Below are 17101 nucleotides of genomic sequence, written 5' to 3' on the forward strand. Positions count from 1 at the left end.
GGTCGCTGCTCGGCGACCCTGCCGCTGAGCAGGACGAACGGGTCGAGGACGTGCCGGGCGTCAGCTCGGGCGGAGGTGGACGACGTCGCCCGCCGAGACGGGGGTGCTGGCGCCGTCGACTCCGCGCACCACCAGGCGTCCGCCCACGTCGATGTCGGTGGCCGTGCCGAGCAGGTCGTTCCCGCCGAGCTCCACCCGGATCCGCTGCCCGAGCGTGCCGCACAACCGCTGGTAGCGGTCCAGCAGGCCGCTCGCCACCACGTCCCCGTCCGCCGCGCGCCACAGGTCGTCGGCGGCGGCGAGCGCGGTGAGCAGGCGGACCGCGAACTCCTGGCGGTCCACGGCGACCCCTTGCTCGGCGAGCGAGGTCGCGGGCAGCCCGCCCGCTCCCTTCGGCAGGTCGTCGGCGCCGTGGTGGACGTTGACGCCCATGCCGAGCACGATTCCGAGGCCTTCGGCGGTGCTGACCGCTTCGGCGAGGATGCCTGCGGCTTTGCGCCAGCCGTCCCCGTCGCCGAGCAGCAGGTCGTTGGGCCACTTCAACGTCGCGGACACCCCGAACATGTCCCGCACCGTCTCGGCGAGCGCGACACCGGCGATCAGCGGCAGCCACGCGAGCGCGCTCTGCGGCACCGCCTCCGGGCGCAGCACCACGCTGACGTGCAGGCCGTAGCCGCGCGGCGAGATCCACGAGCGCTGCAACCGGCCGCGACCGGCCTGCTGCTCCTCGGCGAACAGCACCGTGCGGTCGGCCGCGCCCTCGCCGACGGCGGCGACCAGGTCCGTGTTCGTCGACCCGGTCACGGTGACCACGTCGAGCGCCGAGTACGGACCCTCGTCCACCAACCGCCTGCGCAGGTCCGTCACGTCGAGCAGAGCAACCATTCCCCCAGGTTACGAGCGCTCACCGCCCGGCCCGCCACCGACCTGGGCCACCGCCCCCCGAACGCGGCACGGCCGCGGCGCCGAGTGCGCGCCGCGGCCGTGCCCACCTCGCCCCCGCTCCTGACCAGCGGGTGCGGGCGTCGATCAGTAGGTCAGGCCGAAGCCGAGCGGGAACAGCGGCTGCTGGCCGTCGCCCGCGTTGATGGGCTGCTGGTCGAACGAGCCCATCCAGGTCATCGGCAGCTTCCCGCTCGGGGCGTGGTCCCCGAACAGCACGTCGGCCACGCCCTGGCCTTCGGTGCCGGGCAGCCACGACGCGAGCAGCGCGTTCCAGCCCTCGACCTCACCGCCGATGTCCAGCGGACGCCCGGACACGGTCACCACGACCACCGGCACCCCGGATTCGCGCAGCTTCGCGATGGTGGCGAGGTCCTCGTCGTCGAGCTTGAGGTCCTCGGGCCGGTCGCCTTCGTACTCGGCGTAGGGGGTCTCGCCGACGACCACGACCGCGGCGCCGTAGCTGTCGTCGATGCCTTCGCCGTCGCGCGAGTAGGTCACCTCGGTGTCCGGAGCGGCCTGCCGGATGCCGTCGAGGATCGTGGTGCCCTCGGTGATGTCCCCGCTGGAGCCCTGCCAGGTGATGGTCCAGCCACCGGTCTGGTTGCCGATGTCGTCGGCGTTCTTGCCCGCCACGAACAGCTTCCCGCCGTCCTTGGACAGCGGGAGCACGCCGTCGTTCTTGAGCAGCACCTGCGATTCGCGGACCGCCTCGCGGGCCAGCTCGCGGTGCTCGGCCGAACCGACCGACGGCAGCAGGTCGCGCTGCGCGAAGGGGTTCTCGAACAGGCCCAGCTCGAACTTCTTGGTGAGCACCCGGCGGTTCGCGTCGTCGATGCGCTCCATCGGGACCTGGCCGGAGTCGACCTCCGCGCGCAGGTACTCCAGGAACAGCTCGTGGTTCTCCGACATCATGATCATGTCGAGCCCGGCGTTGACGGAGTCCCGCACCTCGTCGCGGGTGAACTCCTCCTCCTGGCCGTCGATCTTGTCGATCGCGTCGTAGTCGGACACGACCAGGCCGTCGAAGCCGAGCTCGTCCTTGAGCACGTCGGTGACCAGGTAGCGGTTGGCGTGCAGCTTCACGTCGTTCCAGCTGCTGTAGGACACCATCACCGAGCCGACGCCGCGGTCGATCGCGGCCTGGAACGGCGGCAGGTGCACGTCGCGCAGCTCCTGCTCGCTGAGCTCCGCGTTGCCCTGGTCGTCGCCGCCGGTGGTGCCGCCGTCGCCGATGTAGTGCTTGGCGGTGGCCAGCACCGATGTGGGCGAACCGCCCAGCTGCTCGCCCTGCAGGCCGGTGACCGCGCTCGCCATGGCCGTGACCTGCTCCGGCGTCTCGCCGAAGGATTCGTAGGTGCGTCCCCAGCGGTCGTCGCGCGCCACGCACAGGCACGGGGCGAAGTCCCAGTCGATGCCGGTGGCGGCGACCTCTTCGGCGGTGGCGGCGCTGATGCGCTGCACCAGGTCGGGGTCTCCCGCGGCGCCGAGGCCGATGTTGTGCGGGTAGATCGTGGCGCCCTGCACGTTGTTGTGCCCGTGCACCGCGTCCACGCCGTAGATCAGCGGGATGCCGAGCGGCGTGTCCAGGGCGGCGCGCTGGTAGGCGTCGTACATGTCCGCCCACGCCTCCGGCGTGTTCGGTTCCGGAGCGGACCCGCCGCCGCTGAGCACCGAGCCCACCCGGTGCTTCGCGGCCTCCTCCGGAGGTGCCGCGACCCGTTCGACCTGCACCATCTGGCCGAGCTTGTCGTCCAGGGACATCCGCGACATCAGGTCGTCGACCCGTTCCGGGATGGGCGCGGTGGGGTCGCGGTAGTCGATCGGGTCGGCCATCGCCGGCGCCAGGCCGGTGGTGAGCAGTGCGATCGTCGCCAGTCCGGCGGTGGCCAGCGACGATCTCCGCAAGCGGTTGCCCCGCATCCGTTCTCCTCCTTGAGAGCGTTCCGAGCGCGCGTTCGGCGATGAAGCCCGCGCTCCGGCCAACCTATGGGAGCGCTCTCACGCCTCCTACCTCCAAACGGAGCCCGCTCTGGACCGATTTCGGGCCGGAGTGAACGGACCGTTCGCCCAACGGGATGGGACCAACGGTCCGTTCACTCCCAACCCGAACTGAGTCAACGGCCCGTTTGCCCAATCCCATGGGACGAACGGTCCGTTCACTCCCGCGGCCACACTTTCGGCAGTGGTCTGGACATGATCTCGGCACCTAAGCTGCCGTGAAGATCATCGGAGGTGGCCGTGCCGACATTCGCTTCCCCGCGCCGAGCACCGGCGCTCCTGCTCTGCGGCGCGCTGCTGGCGCTGACCGCGACACCCGCCCTCGCCGCGCCAGGAGCACCGGCCGACGCCGCGCGACCGGCACCCGAACCGCGCAGCCAGCCCGTCTTCGCCGACGAACCCGTGCGCGAAACGGTGTGGGTCGACACCGGGCTGGACGGCGACGGCGACGGGACGACCGACCGGGTCGCCGCCGACATCGCCCGGCCGCGGACCGACGCGCCCACTCCGGTGATCATGGACGCGAGCCCCTACTACTCGTGCTGCGGACGCGGCAACGAGAACGAGCTCAAGACCTACGACGACGAGGGCCGCCCGGTCGGCTTCCCGCTGTTCTACGACAACTACTTCGTGCCGCGCGGCTACTCGACGGTGCTCGTGGACCTGGCGGGCACGAACCGCGCGCAGGGCTGCGCCGACGTCGGCGGCGCCTCCGACGTGACCTCGGCGAAAGCCGTGATCGACTGGTTGAACGGCCGCGCGAAGGGCTACGACGCCGCCACCGGCGGAGCCGAGGTCGGCGCCGGCTGGTCGACCGGCGACGTCGGCATGATCGGCAAGTCCTACGACGGCACGATCGCCAACGGCGTCGCCGCGACCGGCGTGGAAGGCCTGCGCACCATCGTGCCGATCGGGGCGATCAGCTCCTGGTACGACTACTACCGCTCCGACGGCGTCTCCTTCGGCGCCGACCCGAGCGGGCTGGCCGAGACCGTCGAGGACGGTGGCAGGCCGGAGTGCGCCGCCGTCAAGCAACGGCTCGACGAAGGCGCCCCGGCCAACGGCGACGTCACCCCGCTGTGGACCGAGCGCGACCACGTGCCCGACGCGGCGAACGTGACCGCGAGCGTGTTCGCGGTGCACGGCCTCAACGACCTCAACGTCAAGACCATCCAGTTCGGGCAGTGGTGGGACGCGCTGGCCGCCCACGACGTGCCGCGCAAGGTGTGGCTGAGCCAGACCGGCCACGTCGACCCCTTCGACTTCCGCCGCGCCGAGTGGGTGGACACGCTGCACCGCTGGTTCGACCACGCGCTGCTCGGCATGGACAACGGCATCGACGCCGAGCCCGCCGCCAGCGTCGAACGAGCCCCGGACGAGTGGTCCGACGAGCCCTCCTGGTCCGGCGAGACCGCGGCTCCGACCGCGCTGCACCCCGTTCCCGGCGAGACCGACGGGCTCGGCGGGCTCACCAGCGCCCCCGCTCCCGCCGACGCGCGCGCCTCGTTCACCGACGACCCGCGGCAGGACGAGTACGCCTGGGCGCAGCAGCCCGACCAGGCGTCCCCGGCGCGCTCGCTGTTCACCAGCGCCCCGCTGCAGGAGGACCTGCGGCTGGCGGGCACCGGGTCGATCTCGGTGACCGCGAGCCCGTCCACCTCCAGCGCGCACCTGTCGGCGGTGCTCGTCGACTACGGCCCCGCCACCACCCGCGACCACCTGGGCGACGGCGAGGGCATCCGCACGCTGGAGACCGAGTCGTGCTGGGGCGAGAGCCGCGACGGCGACGACGCCTGCTACCGCGACACCGAGGCCACCACGGCCGACGTGGACTACCGGATCGTCTCGCGCGGCTGGGCCGACCTGGCCAACCACGAGTCGCTGGAGCAGGAGTCCCCGCTGACGCCCGGCGACCCGCACGAGATGACGTTCCGCCTGTCCACCGCCGATCACGTGATCCCCGCCGGGCACCGGCTCGGGCTGATCATCGCCGGTACCGACGGCGCGTTCATCACCGCTCCGGACGAACCCGGCCGGGTCGACCTCGACCTGGCGGGCACCGCGGTGTCGCTGCCGATCGTCGGCGGATCCGGTGCCGCGGTGAAGGCCGGGCTCGACGCCCCCGCGACCGGCACCGCCGCGGTCCGGCCGGAACGCGCACCGGCCCGCCCCGAGATCCACCTCAACGGCGGCTCCTTCACCGGCTGAGCGGCGCGAGGCCTGCCCGGCACCCCGCCGGGCAGGCCCGCTACCGCAGGATCAGCCCGTGACCAGGGACAAGCCGTAGGCGCTGAGCGCTTCGCCGACCGGCTGGAAGTACGTGGTGCCGCCCGACGAGCAGTTCCCGGAGCCGCCCGAGGTCATGCCCTGGGCCTGGTTGCCGCTGATGAACGAGCCTCCGGAGTCACCCGGTTCGGCGCACACGTTGGTCTGGGTGAGCCCGCTGACCGCGCCTTCCGCGTAGCGCACCGTCTGGTTCAGCGCCTGCACGGAACCGCAGTGCCACCCGGTGGTCGACCCGGAGCGGCAGATCGACGAGCCCGCGGGCGCCGTGCCGTGCCCGGTGACGACCCGCGCGCTGCCGTTGTACATGTCGACCCACGGCCGGGCCGTCCAGCTGCTGTTCGCCGACACCCACGCGTAGTCGTTGCCGGGGAACGAGGAGCCCTGGAAGGAGCCGAGCGCGGCCTGGTTGTATCCGGAGGCCGAGGTCCCCGGGGTGCCGCAGTGCCCGGCGGTGACCATGCCGAAGCCGCCGCTGGAGGTCCGGACGGGGAACCCGACCGAGCAGCGACCGCCGCCCATGTAGAACGCCTGGCCGCCGACCAGGTCGTAGAGGGTGCGCGGCGCTTCGGCGACCTCGTCGACCCGGATCGGGGCGTCGGCGGCGACGTCGGCGAGGTAGGTCTCGGTGGCCGCGTCCCTGGCGCCTTCGCGGACGTTGACGACGACGGTGTTGGCGATCTCGTCGACGTACCAGCCGGTGACCGACGCGGGCGCGGTGCTCTCCGCGCTGTCGAGCTCCGCTTTGACGGCGTCGAGTTCGCCGCTGCTGTGCGCCACGACCCGGGCTTGCGCTCCGGTGGAGCGCACTTCGGCGAGCTTCGCGGCGTCGGTGACGCCGACGACGAGCTTGCCGAGTTCGGCGTCGAAGTGCGCGCCGCCGAACGCCGCGCCCAGCGAGCCGCGGACCTGCTGGTCGATGTCCCGCGCCGCGTCCTCCTGGGCCAGCCGGGTCTGCGCCTGCTGCGCGGTCAGGCCGAAGTCGCGCTGCATGGCCGTGATCAGTTCGGGGGATTGCGGTGGGGGCGCGGCGACGGCGGGCATCGCCCACGCGGTCACGGTGCCCGCGGCGAGCAGCGCCGCACCTGTCAGCCGAAGGGTTCGCTTGCGACTCATCGTTGGTCTCCCTCGATATCCGCGATGACGGGTGGAGCCGGCCCGCGTGCTCGGACGTGATCGGCGTTCGAGCGCGCGGGAACGCGGACGGACGTCCGCGATGTGGGGGGAAGTGCTGACCGGCCGTTGGGGCGGGCCGGGTTCCGGAAGGAAGTTGATCCACGTGGAACCGAGCTGGTCGTTCGCGGACCGGTGAGCGCCGCCGGTGTCCGCAAGAAGGACATTAGGAATCTTCCGCCTGAACCAGGCACCGCCATTAGAGCTATGCCGTTCACTGGGAACGCACGAAACCGCACCGCACAGGCTTGTGCTCGGCGGTCGGCGACGGCACGGGGAGGCGAGCGCGGCACCCGGGATCGCCGCGGTCGGCGCCGACTACAGTCGGCCCGTGCGTTTTGTGCTCGCTTCCGCGTCCCCCGCCCGCCTCGCCGTGCTGCGCGCCGCCGGCATCGACCCCGTGGTGCGCGTGTCCGGGGTGGACGAGGACGCCGTCGCCGCCGCGCTGACCGCCCCCGCGCCGGGCGAGCTGGTCACCGCGCTGGCGCTGGCCAAGGCCGAAGCGGTGCTGCCCGACGTGGACGGGGACGCCGTCGTCGTCGGTTGCGACTCGATGCTGTCCATCCACGGCGAGGTCGTCGGCAAACCGGGCGAGCCGGAGATCGCGGCGAAGCGCTGGCGGGCGATGGCCGGCGGCACCGGGGAACTGCTCACCGGGCACGCCGTGGTGCGGTTGCGCGACGGCGAAGTGGTGGCGCGCGCGCACGACCACAAGGTCACCGTGGTCCGCTTCGCGGAGCCGAGCGAGGCCGAACTGGAGGCCTACGTCGGCACCGGGGAACCGCTGCGCGTCGCGGGCGGGTTCACCCTCGACGGCCTCGGCGGCTGGTTCGTGGAGGGCGTGGACGGCGACCCGTCGAGCGTGATCGGCATCAGCCTGCCCCTCACCCGCGGCCTGCTCTCCCAAGTCGGCATCAGCGTCACCGACCTCTGGACACCCCAACAGCACTGACCGCCCGCGATTTCTCGCGAAATTGAACGCGCCCGGCGCGTCGGACACCCCTGTGGACAACCGTCGTAGCCGCTCACCGCGGGTGCCGGGGCCGCGGAAGGCGGGTTTCACCCCGTTCAGGTGGTGCAATTTCTCGCGAAATCGCGGGAATGGTCCACAACGTGACCGCGGGCGTGTCGGACGAGCCGCCCAAGATCGAATGCTCGGGCGGGGCGCGCTCGACGAGCCCGGGAGCCGGAGCCGGGGCGTCCACCCCGCACGGAACCGCTGGTGAACGTGAACACAATTCGGTTAATTCGGGATGGTCTGGACCGAGCACCGGGTTACAACTGTTCGCGATGGGAGCTCAGCGGCGTTATCTGACTTCACGCCTGCACGTCGATCTGCGACGGCAGGCCAGCAGCGTCTGTCCCTGACCGGACCTCCCCGGCCGGTGATCCACCGGCCGCGCGTCGCGGTCGCCGCAGCCTGAAGTCCCAGCGCGCTCCGCCGCGGCACCGCCTCCAGCGCACCCTCCCCCGGCGCCACCACGCGTCGCCTCGCGAACCTCAGGAGATCCCTGTGTCCACCACCCCTGCGCCGGAACGGCGACGACTCCGGTTCAACCCGAAGTACTTCGCCGTGGCCGTCGTCGCCTCCCTCGTGCTCGGTGCGCTGCTCGGCTGGATCGCGAAGTCGACCGGAGCCGAGTGGCTGATCACCACACTGGACACGATCGGCTCCACGTTCACCAACCTGCTCACCTTCACCGTGCTGCCGCTGATCTTCACGGCGATCGTCGTGGGCATCACGAGCCTGCGCGCCGTCGGCGGCGGGCGGACCGCGGCCCGGCTCGGCGGCAAGACCGCGCTCTGGTTCGCGATCACCTCGCTGATCGCCGTGGTCATCGGCCTCGCCGTCGGGCGGATCATCCAGCCCGGTCAGGGCCTGGTGCTCGAACCCGACCCGGAGCGGCTGAAGTCGATCGGCGAGAAGACCCAGGGCTCCTGGCTCGACCTGATCAACGGACTGATCCCGAGCAACCTGGTGAGCGCCTTCTCCGAGGGCGAGACGCTGCAGGTGGTGTTCGTCGCGCTGATCATCGGTGCCGCCGCCTACAGCCTCGGCGACACGGCGAAGCCGTTCGTGGACTTCAACCGCTCGGCGTTCGAGGTCATCCAGCGCGTGCTGGGCTGGATCATCCGGCTCGCTCCGCTGGGCACCCTCGGCCTGATCGGCAACGCCGTGGCCACCTACGGCAACGAGTTCTTCGCGCCGCTGCTCAAGCTCATCGGCGCCACCTACCTGGGCTGCGCGCTGGTGCTGTTCGTCGTCTACCCGGTACTGCTGCGGTTCGTGGCGAAGGTGAGCCCGGCGACGTTCTTCGCGAAGGCGTGGACGGTGCTGCAGTTCGCCTTCGTGTCCCGCTCGTCGAGCGCGAGCCTGCCGCTGAGCAGGCAGACCGCGGAGAACCTTGGGGTCAGCAGCTCGTACGCGAACTTCGCGGTGCCGCTGGCGACGACGACCAAGATGGACGGGTGCGCGGCGATCTACCCGGCGGTGGGCGCGATCTTCATCGCGAACCTGTTCGGCATCCAGCTGGGGCCGGTGCAGTACCTGACGATCGTGGCGGTCGCCGTGTTCGGTTCCATCGCCACCGCCGGGGTCACGGGCTGGTTCACCATGCTCACCCTCACCGTGAGCGCGCTCGGCTTCCCGCCGGAGGTCGTGGCCACCGGCATCGCCGTGGCCTACGCCGTGGACCCGATCATGGACATGGCGCGGACCGCGACGAACGTGGCGGGCCAGATCGTGGTCCCCACCGTCGTCGCCCGCGGCGAGGGCCTGCTCGACGACGAGGTCCTCAACGCGCCGAGCGCACCTCCGCTGCTGGCGTCGGACCGCGCCGCCACCGCCTGAGGCGAGGTGCCCTCCGGTCGCCCGGCCGGAGGGCACCGCCGTCCTGCGTCCGGCCGCCGGAGAACTGCTCCCGCACCGGCGGATCCACCGCGGGACGGCGCCTAGGATGGCGAGGTGCGTGAGAGGGACAAGAACCTGCGGATCGGCGATGCCGAACGGGAAACAGCGATCACGCTGCTCGGCGACCACCTCAGCTCCGGCAGGCTGGACCTCGTCGAATACGACGAGCGCTGCGCCCGAGCCGCCGCCGCCCGCAGCAAGGCCGATCTCCGAGCGCTGTTCACCGACCTCCCCGCCGCCGGCGCGGCGCCCGCCGGAACCTGGTCCCCGGACAAGGCTCCCGCGCGGCCACGTCCCCGCACGGAGATCCTGCTCGGACTGGGCGGCGCGGCGCTGCTGCTCGTCCTCGTCGCGGTGACCCGCGATCTCTGGCTGCTGGCGTTCCTCGGGGTGTTCGTCATCGCATGGGCGCTGCGCAGGCGATGACGACTCGCGGCGCGCGACGGAGTTCACCCGAGACCGACGCCGCCTTCGTTACGGTGAAGCTCATGCAAAGCTCGCGGACCGCCACAGCGCGGAGCGGCCGGACGTCGGCCGGGCGGCTGGGCGGAGTGTGCGCGGCAGGACTGCTCGCCCTCTCCGGATGCGGAATCCTCCGGTCCGAGCCCGCCGCGGAGACACCGGCCCCTGCCCCGCCTCCGCCGCCCATCCCCACTTCGAGCACGCCGCCGCCTCCGCCGCCCCGGCCGTTCGAGCTGACCATGACCGATGTGGACCCGTGCGAACTGCTCACCGAGGACCAGCGCGGGCAGCTCGGGTTCAACCGGGACCCGCTGGCCGACACCGAGGGCGGTTTCGGCGACGCCCCCACCTGCAGCTTCCGCAACACCACGGCGAAGGTCGGGGCGCGGCTGTCGCTGATCACCACCGAGTCGATGAGCGTGTGGACCGACGACACCGCCCAGGTGCAGGCCACGCCCGTCGTGATCCACGGCTTCCCGGCGCTCGTGATCAAGACGCCCGACCTGGACCTGTCCTGCAACGTGGCCGTGGACGTCGCCGAAGGCGAACACCTCGACGTGCTCTACCGCGACGACGGCGGACAACCCGCCCCGCCGCTGGACGCCCTGTGCGCCGGGGCGCAGCGCGTCGCCGAGGACGCCGTGACCTCGCTGGCCGACCCGGCGCCGGAGACCTCGGACACGTCGGCGTCCTCCGAGGACGCCGCGGAGTCCACGACCTCCGAGTCCTCGGAGCCACTGGTCACCCCCCGACCGACGGACTGAACGCGCGCACGAGCGCCAACGTCGTGCCGCCGATCAGCCGATCGGCGTTGATACTCACCGCGTTTGGAGCACTCCCCACCGTGACGAATAGTGATTAGAGTGAGCGCGGACGTTTTACCCGTGGGAGGGAAACCCCGTGCCGCTGTATTCGCCGTCGGGGGACGGCTCGCCGGATTACACCGCGCCATCGGGACCACCCGGCGCCGGTGGATCGATGCGGGTCGAGCCCACCGCCATTCCGGGCCTCGTGAGCGCCTTACAGTCCTCGCTGGACCAGGTGGGCGTCGAGATCGAGCACGCCATCACCGAGCTGCGCATCCGGCCGTGGGCCGGGGATCCGATCAGCAGCACCGCGGCCGAGCAGTTCAACCAGCGCTCCGTCGGCGGCGACCAGGACGCGCTGACCGCGCTGTGCGGCTACCGCGACCAGCTGCAGTCGGCCGCGGAATCGCTGCAACTGGCCAACCAGCACTACCAGGACACCGACGACGTCAACGCGGTGCGCCTCGGCGGAGGGTGCTGACCGTGACCGGTGCGATGGGAGGCGGAACCCGATGAGCGATCATCGCTGGCAGGGCTACCGCCACGAAGAGCTCTACGAGCAGATCCACCAGGGACCGGGTGCGGACGGTTCGACGGATTCGGTGCGCCGCTGGAGCGAGCTGACCCGGACCCTCGGCAACATCGACGGCGATCTCGCCGCGGCGCTGAACTCCGCCATGTCGGGCTGGCAGGGCGACGCCGCCGAGAACGCGCGCGGCGGGATCCGGCCGCTGGGCGACTGGGCGTTGCAGGCCCAGCAGGCCGCCGAGCTGATGCGGGACCGCACCGAGCAGCAGGCCACGTTCGTCGGCAAGGCGCGCGCGGACATGCCGCAGCCGCAGCCGACGACCACCGAGGACCCCGGTAGCGCGATCACCGGTCTGGTGCACCTGTTCGGCGGGCAGACCGACTACGAGGTCCAGGAGGCGAAGCAGAACGCCGCCGAGCAGCGCGCGTTCGAGGTGATGCGGACCTACGAGGCCTCCACCCAGGCGAACACGACCTCGCTGGCCTCCTTCACGCCGCCGCCGCAGGTCGTCGTCGACGGTCCGGCTTCCTCCCCCGGCGCCCCGAAGGCGTGGCAGCAGCCGGGCATCACGATCAGCTGGGGCGGCACGCCGGTGCCCGCTCCGCGCGCCGCACCGGGTTCCACCGCCGGCGTCCAGGGCTCGCGCAGGCAATCCGGGCGCGGCGGCGGGCGCGGCGCCGAACGCGGCCGGACCCACCCGACCGGTTCGGGCGGTGGCCGGACGCGGCGCCGCGACGACGACTCGGTGGACCGCGCGGTGACCGAGCGGGTCGGCGACGGCACCGGATTCTTCGACGAACCGCAAACCCTGTCCCGCCCGGTCATCGGCGGGGACCTCGACCGATGATCGACGGCGCCGCCCTCGCGGGGGCGGGCCCGGTCCGGTTGTCCGCGTTGGAGTTCGACGTGCTCGTCGAGCACTTGGGACTGGACACGATGCCGCTGGTGCTGCGGGTTCCGTCGCCGGGACGCACCTGGTCGGAACGGGCGGAGCTGGCGGAATCGGTGTGGCGGGCGCTGGGTTCGCGGCGGCTCGGCGATCGCCGCGACCTCGATCCGGCGCTGGAGCGGATGCTGCGGCTGCTCGCCCATCCCCGCTCCGAACTGGACGGGCGGACCTGGTTCGACCGCAGCGTCCGGGTGCTCGCGGCGTCCGGCGTGCCGGACGGCAGCGGCGCGGACGCGGTGCTGGTCGTCAAGGACGAGGACGCGCTGACCTTGCGGCCGGTGTCGGCATCGGGACTGGCGCGGGAGGCGACCTCGGTGCTGCCGGTCCTGGCGGCCGGACCGGGACGGTCGGTGACGGTGCGCAGCGCGGACCTCGACGAGGCCGCGGCCGGGACCGGCGGGAACACCGAGGCGTTGGAAGGCGAACTGGTGCGCCGCGGCGTGCGCGGCGACGACGCGGAGATGCTGACGTCGATGGTCCGCGAAGCGGGAGCGCGCGGTCAGTTCGGCGCTGCGGCGCGTGACCGGCTGGGCCGCCGGGTGCGGGCGCAGCGGGTCGTCGGCTTCTTCGACACCCCGCACGGCCGCTACGCGCAGCTGCGCCGCGACTCCCCCTCCGGCGATTCCTGGAGCACGATCGCCCCGGCCGATACCCGCCGCATGACCGCCCACGTCGAAGAACTGCTCACCGACCTCAGCTGAACGAACGCAGCGGACCGCCCGTCCACGAAGGACGAACGGTCCGCTGCGCGCCCGATGAGCCAGGAAGGGCCTTCGTCAGCTGCCCTGCCCCATCAGCGGCGGAGCCGCTGAGTAACCAGCCTGGGCCCTCAGTGAGAAAGCCGCTGACGGCTGCCTTTGATCTTGCCACTCCAGGTGAGCGACGTCGTTGGTCCTTTTCCTGTCAGCGGCGGAGCCGCTGAGCAGTGACCGGCTTGGAACGACCACCGGCGGTTCTCAGCGGTTTCCTCGCGAGGACGGCTTTTTTCCTCGTGGCGGAGCCACTTGGAAAAAAGATCCCGCAGCGAGGAAACCGCTGAGGTTCCGCTGAGCGACCCCTTCGCAGGCCGCCCAGAACATGACTAAGCGATCGGTTCGGTCAGTTCTGTTCGGACTTCTGGTGCTGCTGAGCGCTTCGCGTCCGCGGCCTCGTCGTCGGGCTGCGTCTGCGAATCCCGCTCCGCTTCGACGCGCGCGGTGTACACCTCGACCTCGCGGGCGATGCGCGCCTCGTCCCAGCCGAGCACTTCCGCCATCAGGCGAGCCACCGCGTCCGCCGACTCGACGCCGCGGTGCGGGTACTCGATGGAGATGCGGGTCCGCCGCGTCAGCACGTCCTCCAGGTGCAGCGCGCCCTCGTGGGTGCACGCGTACACGACCTCGGCCTGCAGGTAGGCGGACGCGGCCGGGACGGGCTTGAGCAGTTCCGGCCGGTCGATCGTGGGCGCCAGGACCTCGTGCACCTGCGAGCCGTAGCGGTCCAGCAGGTGCCGGATGCGGTACGGGTGCACGCCGTGCGCGGTCGCGATCTGGTCGGCCTGGTTCACCAGCGCGTGGTAGCCGTCGGCGCCGAGCAGCGGGACCTGGTCGGTGATCGAGGAGGCGACCCGTCCGGACAGGTCCGGAGTCACGGCGTCCACCGCGTCGGCCGCCATCACCCGGTACGTCGTGTACTTGCCGCCGGCGATCGCCACCAGGCCCGGGGCGACGCGGGCCACCGCGTGCTCCCGCGAAAGCTTCGAGCTCTCGTCGCTCTCGCCCGCCAGCAGCGGGCGCAGCCCGGCGTACACGCCTTCGATGTCCTCGTGCTTGAGCGGCGTGGCCAGCACGGTGTTGACGTGCTCGAGGATGTAGTCGATGTCCTTCTTGGTCGCCGCCGGGTGCGCGAGGTCCAGGTTCCAGTCGGTGTCGGTGGTGCCGACGATCCAGTGCCCGCCCCACGGGACGACGAACAGCACGGACTTCTCGGTGCGCAGGATCATCCCGGCTTCCGAGACGATGCGGTCGCGCGGCACGACGATGTGCACGCCCTTGCTGGCCCGCACCCGGAACCGGCCGCGGCTGCCGGACAGGCGCTGCAGCTCGTCGGTCCACACGCCGGTCGCGTTGATCACGGTTTGCGCGCGGACCTCGGTCTCCTCACCGGTCTCCACGTCGCGCAGCTGCACGCCCGCGACCCGGTCGGCTTCCCGGAGGAACCCGGTGACCTGGGTGGAGGTCGCCACGACCGCGCCGTAGCGGGCGGCGGTGCGGGCCACGGTCATGGTGTGGCGGGCGTCGTCGGACTGCGCGTCGTAGTAGCGGATGCCGCCGATGAGCGCGTCCCGCTTCAGCGCGGGCACCATGCGCAGCGCACCGGCCCGCGACAGGTGCTTCTGCCCGGGGACGGAGCGGGCGCCGCCCATCGTGTCGTACATCAGCAGCCCGGCCGCGGTGTACGGGCGTTCCCACACCCGGTGGCTCAGCGGGTACAGGAACGGCACCGGCTTGACCAGGTGCGGGGCGAGGCGCGTGAGCATCAGCTCGCGCTCCCGCAGGGCCTCGCGGACCAGGGAGAACTCCAGCTGCTCCAGGTAGCGCAGGCCGCCGTGGAACAACTTGCTGGAACGGCTCGACGTGCCCGCCGCGAGGTCGCGCGCCTCCACGAGGGCGACTCGCAGTCCGCGGGTGGCGGCGTCCAGCGCGGCGCCGGCGCCGGTGACTCCGCCGCCGATCACGACGACGTCGAACTCCTCCGACCCCAGCCGTCGCCAGTTGCGCTCCCGGTCGCCCGGACCGAGCCTGCCCTGGGCCTCTTCCGAGGCGCGGGTGGCATCGGTGGCACCGGTCGTTGCGGATGATTTCTCGTCGTGGGACACCTGGCGTCCTCCTCGCTCGAATCGCGATCACCGCCGACCCGCGCCCCATCGGCACGTTCCGCGGTGGTCATCATGCCCGGCCTGCGCCTTGCACGCCTGCCGCGCCATTGCTGCTCGGACCTGCTGCGGCCAGGTCCTTCTTCGACGTTTCCGCATGGATGTCGCCGGTCCGCCGGACCGTCGCCCCGCGTTGCACGAGGACCTCGATCTCGGCGTCCGGCGTCGCCGAATCGACGATCACCATGTCGAACTCCTCCGCGGGCGCGACCGCGTGCAACGCGCGCCTGCGGAACTTCGTGTGGTCCACGTAGAGCACTCGGCGGCTGGCCGCGGCCAGCATCGCCTTCTTGATCTGCACCATCTCCTGCTGCGGGTAGCAGCAGATCCCGTCGGTGACCGCCGAGACGGACATGACCGCGAGGTCCACCCGCAGCCCGCGCAGCGCGTCCAGCGCCATGCCGCCGACGAACGCGTCGGCCCAGGGCAGGTAGTCGCCGCCGATGGAGATCAGGTGCACGCCTTGGTGCGCGGCCAGTTCACCGAACACCCCTCGATGGTTCGTCACCACGGTCAGCGGCGCGCGCTCCGGCAACCGCCGGGCCAGGTAGACGCCGGTGGTCGAATCGTCGAGCACCAGGGCCTGGCCCGGTTCGATCAGCTCGGCCGCCGCCGCCGCGAGCTCGTCCTTCTCCGCCTCGTTCTGCTGCATCCGGTATTCCGAGGCGGCCTCGTAGAGCAGCGAGGACGCCGCGGAGACGTAGCCGCGGTTGCGGTGCACGAGGCCTTGCGATTCCAGATCGGCCAGATCCCGGTACACGGTCATGGCGCTGGCGCCCACCGTCGCGACCAGGTCGTCGATGCGCAGCGAGCCCTCGGCCATCACCAGCTCGGTGATCCGGCGTCGCCGGTCCTGCTGCTTTCCGGACGGGCGTCGACCGGACGTAGCGGACATCGTCGTCCCCCTCACCGCCGTATCCCCTGCGGGGACTTCCACCATTGGATGCCCATCCTCCTGGCCGAACCCGCGCCCGACCGTCGCGCCTCGCGGCACGAGCGCCGCTGACTTCGGCTTCACCGTACATCGCGATAAAAACACCATCGCAAAGCTATTGCAATGTTTGTTTTCACATGCCTAATGTGACCGTGTTCTCCGGCGCGTCCGGCCGCCGGAGCGGCTCCAACGGAGGAGGTCGACGTGCCCATGCCCGCAACCGGGACTCGCCGCCGACCCGTGATCCGGCACCCTCGCCAGGCCGACCGGAACCACTCCGCCCGACCGATCGCGACGCGCCCTCCCGCGCTACCCGCACGCCGGACGATCAACGCACACCCGACCGCGCCGATGGCGCCGCGACGAGGGGACCTGGGACATGAGTCTGGGTGAGATCTTCCTCTGGGAATTGATGGGAACCGCCGTGCTGACCCTGATGGGCTGCGGGGTGGTCGCCAACGTGACCTTGCGCAAAGCGCTGGGCAACAACGGCGGCTGGCTGCTGGTGAACTTCGGCTGGGGCTTCGCCGTGTTCGCGGGCGCGAGCATCGCCGAACCGACCGGGGCGCACATCAACCCGGCCGTCACGCTGGGCCTGGCCGTCGACGGGCAGGTGCCCTGGAGCCAGGTGCCGGTCTACATCGTCGCGCAGCTGATCGGCGGCACGCTCGGCGGCGTGCTGTGCTGGGCCGCCTACAAGCTCCAGTTCGACACCCACGACGATCCCGAGGGCACCCTCGGGATCTTCAGCACCGCCCCCACCGTGCGGAACACGACGTGGAACCTGGTCACCGAGATCATCGCCACCTTCGTGCTGGTGCTGTGGATCATCCAGACGCCCGGTTCCGGGCGTGGTGACGACGGCGCCTTCAGCTTCGGCAACGACGCGCTCGGCTACGCGGCGGTCGCGTTCATCGTGATCGGGCTCGGTGCCTCGCTCGGCGGGCCCACCGGCTACGCGATCAACCCGGCCCGCGACCTCGGTCCGCGCCTCGCCTACGCGCTGGTGCCGATCCGCGGCAAGGGCCCCGCGGACTGGGGCTACTCCTGGATCCCGGTCGCGGGCCCGATCATCGGCGGCGTCCTGGCGGGCGCGCTGGCACTGGTGCTGCCCGCGACCTGAGCGCGCTCCCGTTCCGCGCGAGCGCACGCCGCGCGGAACGGGGCCGCCCGCCGCGGTCCGGGGCGGCCGATCGG

15 protein-coding genes are annotated in these 17101 nt (G+C 71.7%); 10 read left to right on the forward strand and 5 right to left on the reverse strand.

The window, feature by feature from the left end:
- Positions 1-60: 60 nt before the first annotated feature.
- Positions 61-885: a biotin--[acetyl-CoA-carboxylase] ligase gene (locus BJ969_RS24235; protein WP_184482414.1), complete on the reverse strand. Its 825-nt coding sequence runs from the start codon at positions 883-885 to the stop codon at positions 61-63.
- Between the two features lie 144 nt (positions 886-1029).
- Positions 1030-2865 carry a glycoside hydrolase family 3 protein gene (locus BJ969_RS24240; RefSeq protein ID WP_184482417.1) on the reverse strand — a complete coding sequence of 612 codons (1836 nt, stop codon included), beginning with the start codon at positions 2863-2865 and terminating at the stop codon, positions 1030-1032.
- A gap of 357 nt (positions 2866-3222) precedes the next feature.
- Between BJ969_RS24240 and BJ969_RS24245 the strand changes: the two genes are divergently transcribed.
- Positions 3223-5151, forward strand: a complete 1929-nt coding sequence (locus BJ969_RS24245; protein ID WP_246458441.1) for a Xaa-Pro dipeptidyl-peptidase — start codon at positions 3223-3225, stop codon at positions 5149-5151.
- A gap of 51 nt (positions 5152-5202) precedes the next feature.
- On the opposite strand, the gene BJ969_RS24250 is transcribed toward BJ969_RS24245, so the two are convergent.
- On the reverse strand, positions 5203-6342 hold the full coding sequence (locus BJ969_RS24250) for a S1 family peptidase (protein ID WP_184482420.1): 1140 nt from the start codon (positions 6340-6342) through the stop codon (positions 5203-5205).
- Positions 6343-6730: 388 nt separating this feature from the next.
- Between BJ969_RS24250 and BJ969_RS24255 the strand changes: the two genes are divergently transcribed.
- The 8 genes from BJ969_RS24255 (at position 6731) to BJ969_RS24285 (ending at position 12757) form a co-directional block, all read left to right on the forward strand.
- Complete coding sequence (locus BJ969_RS24255) at positions 6731-7351, forward strand: Maf family nucleotide pyrophosphatase (RefSeq protein WP_184482423.1); 621 nt, start codon at positions 6731-6733, stop codon at positions 7349-7351.
- A 338-nt stretch (positions 7352-7689) separates the two neighbouring features.
- Entirely contained in the window at positions 7690-7767 is a 78-nt protein-coding gene (locus tag BJ969_RS31065; protein ID WP_425503615.1) for a putative leader peptide, read from the forward strand.
- Between the two features lie 145 nt (positions 7768-7912).
- Positions 7913-9250 carry a cation:dicarboxylate symporter family transporter gene (locus BJ969_RS24260; protein ID WP_184482427.1) on the forward strand — a complete coding sequence of 446 codons (1338 nt, stop codon included), beginning with the start codon at positions 7913-7915 and terminating at the stop codon, positions 9248-9250.
- 114 nt (positions 9251-9364) lie between these two features.
- Positions 9365-9736 (forward strand): DUF1707 domain-containing protein, encoded by a 372-nt coding sequence (locus tag BJ969_RS24265; protein ID WP_184482430.1) that lies wholly within the window; start codon positions 9365-9367, stop codon positions 9734-9736.
- 62 nt (positions 9737-9798) lie between these two features.
- Positions 9799-10536 (forward strand): DUF3558 domain-containing protein, encoded by a 738-nt coding sequence (locus tag BJ969_RS24270; protein WP_184482433.1) that lies wholly within the window; start codon positions 9799-9801, stop codon positions 10534-10536.
- 247 nt (positions 10537-10783) lie between these two features.
- Positions 10784-11059: a hypothetical protein gene (locus BJ969_RS24275; protein WP_246457091.1), complete on the forward strand. Its 276-nt coding sequence runs from the start codon at positions 10784-10786 to the stop codon at positions 11057-11059.
- Between the two features lie 31 nt (positions 11060-11090).
- Positions 11091-11954, forward strand: a complete 864-nt coding sequence (locus tag BJ969_RS24280; RefSeq protein WP_184482439.1) for a PPE domain-containing protein — start codon at positions 11091-11093, stop codon at positions 11952-11954.
- Positions 11951-12757, forward strand: a complete 807-nt coding sequence (locus tag BJ969_RS24285; RefSeq protein ID WP_184482441.1) for an ESX secretion-associated protein EspG — start codon at positions 11951-11953, stop codon at positions 12755-12757. Before BJ969_RS24280 ends, BJ969_RS24285 begins: the two co-directional genes overlap by 4 nt.
- A gap of 380 nt (positions 12758-13137) precedes the next feature.
- Here BJ969_RS24285 and glpD read toward each other — a convergent pair whose 3' ends face one another.
- Both glpD and BJ969_RS24295 read right to left on the reverse strand, forming a co-directional pair.
- Positions 13138-14799: a glycerol-3-phosphate dehydrogenase gene (gene glpD / locus BJ969_RS24290; RefSeq protein WP_221316805.1), complete on the reverse strand. Its 1662-nt coding sequence runs from the start codon at positions 14797-14799 to the stop codon at positions 13138-13140.
- Between the two features lie 184 nt (positions 14800-14983).
- The gene (locus tag BJ969_RS24295) at positions 14984-15865 is read right to left on the reverse strand and encodes a DeoR/GlpR family DNA-binding transcription regulator (protein WP_184482447.1); all 882 of its coding nucleotides are present in this window, start codon (positions 15863-15865) and stop codon (positions 14984-14986) included.
- A gap of 418 nt (positions 15866-16283) precedes the next feature.
- On the opposite strand from BJ969_RS24295, the gene BJ969_RS24300 reads away from it, so the two are divergent.
- Entirely contained in the window at positions 16284-17027 is a 744-nt protein-coding gene (locus BJ969_RS24300) for an MIP/aquaporin family protein (protein ID WP_184482450.1), read from the forward strand.
- Positions 17028-17101: the final 74 nt, after the last annotated feature.

Source organism: Saccharopolyspora gloriosae (assembly GCF_014203325.1).
Classification (GTDB): domain Bacteria; phylum Actinomycetota; class Actinomycetes; order Mycobacteriales; family Pseudonocardiaceae; genus Saccharopolyspora_C; species Saccharopolyspora_C gloriosae.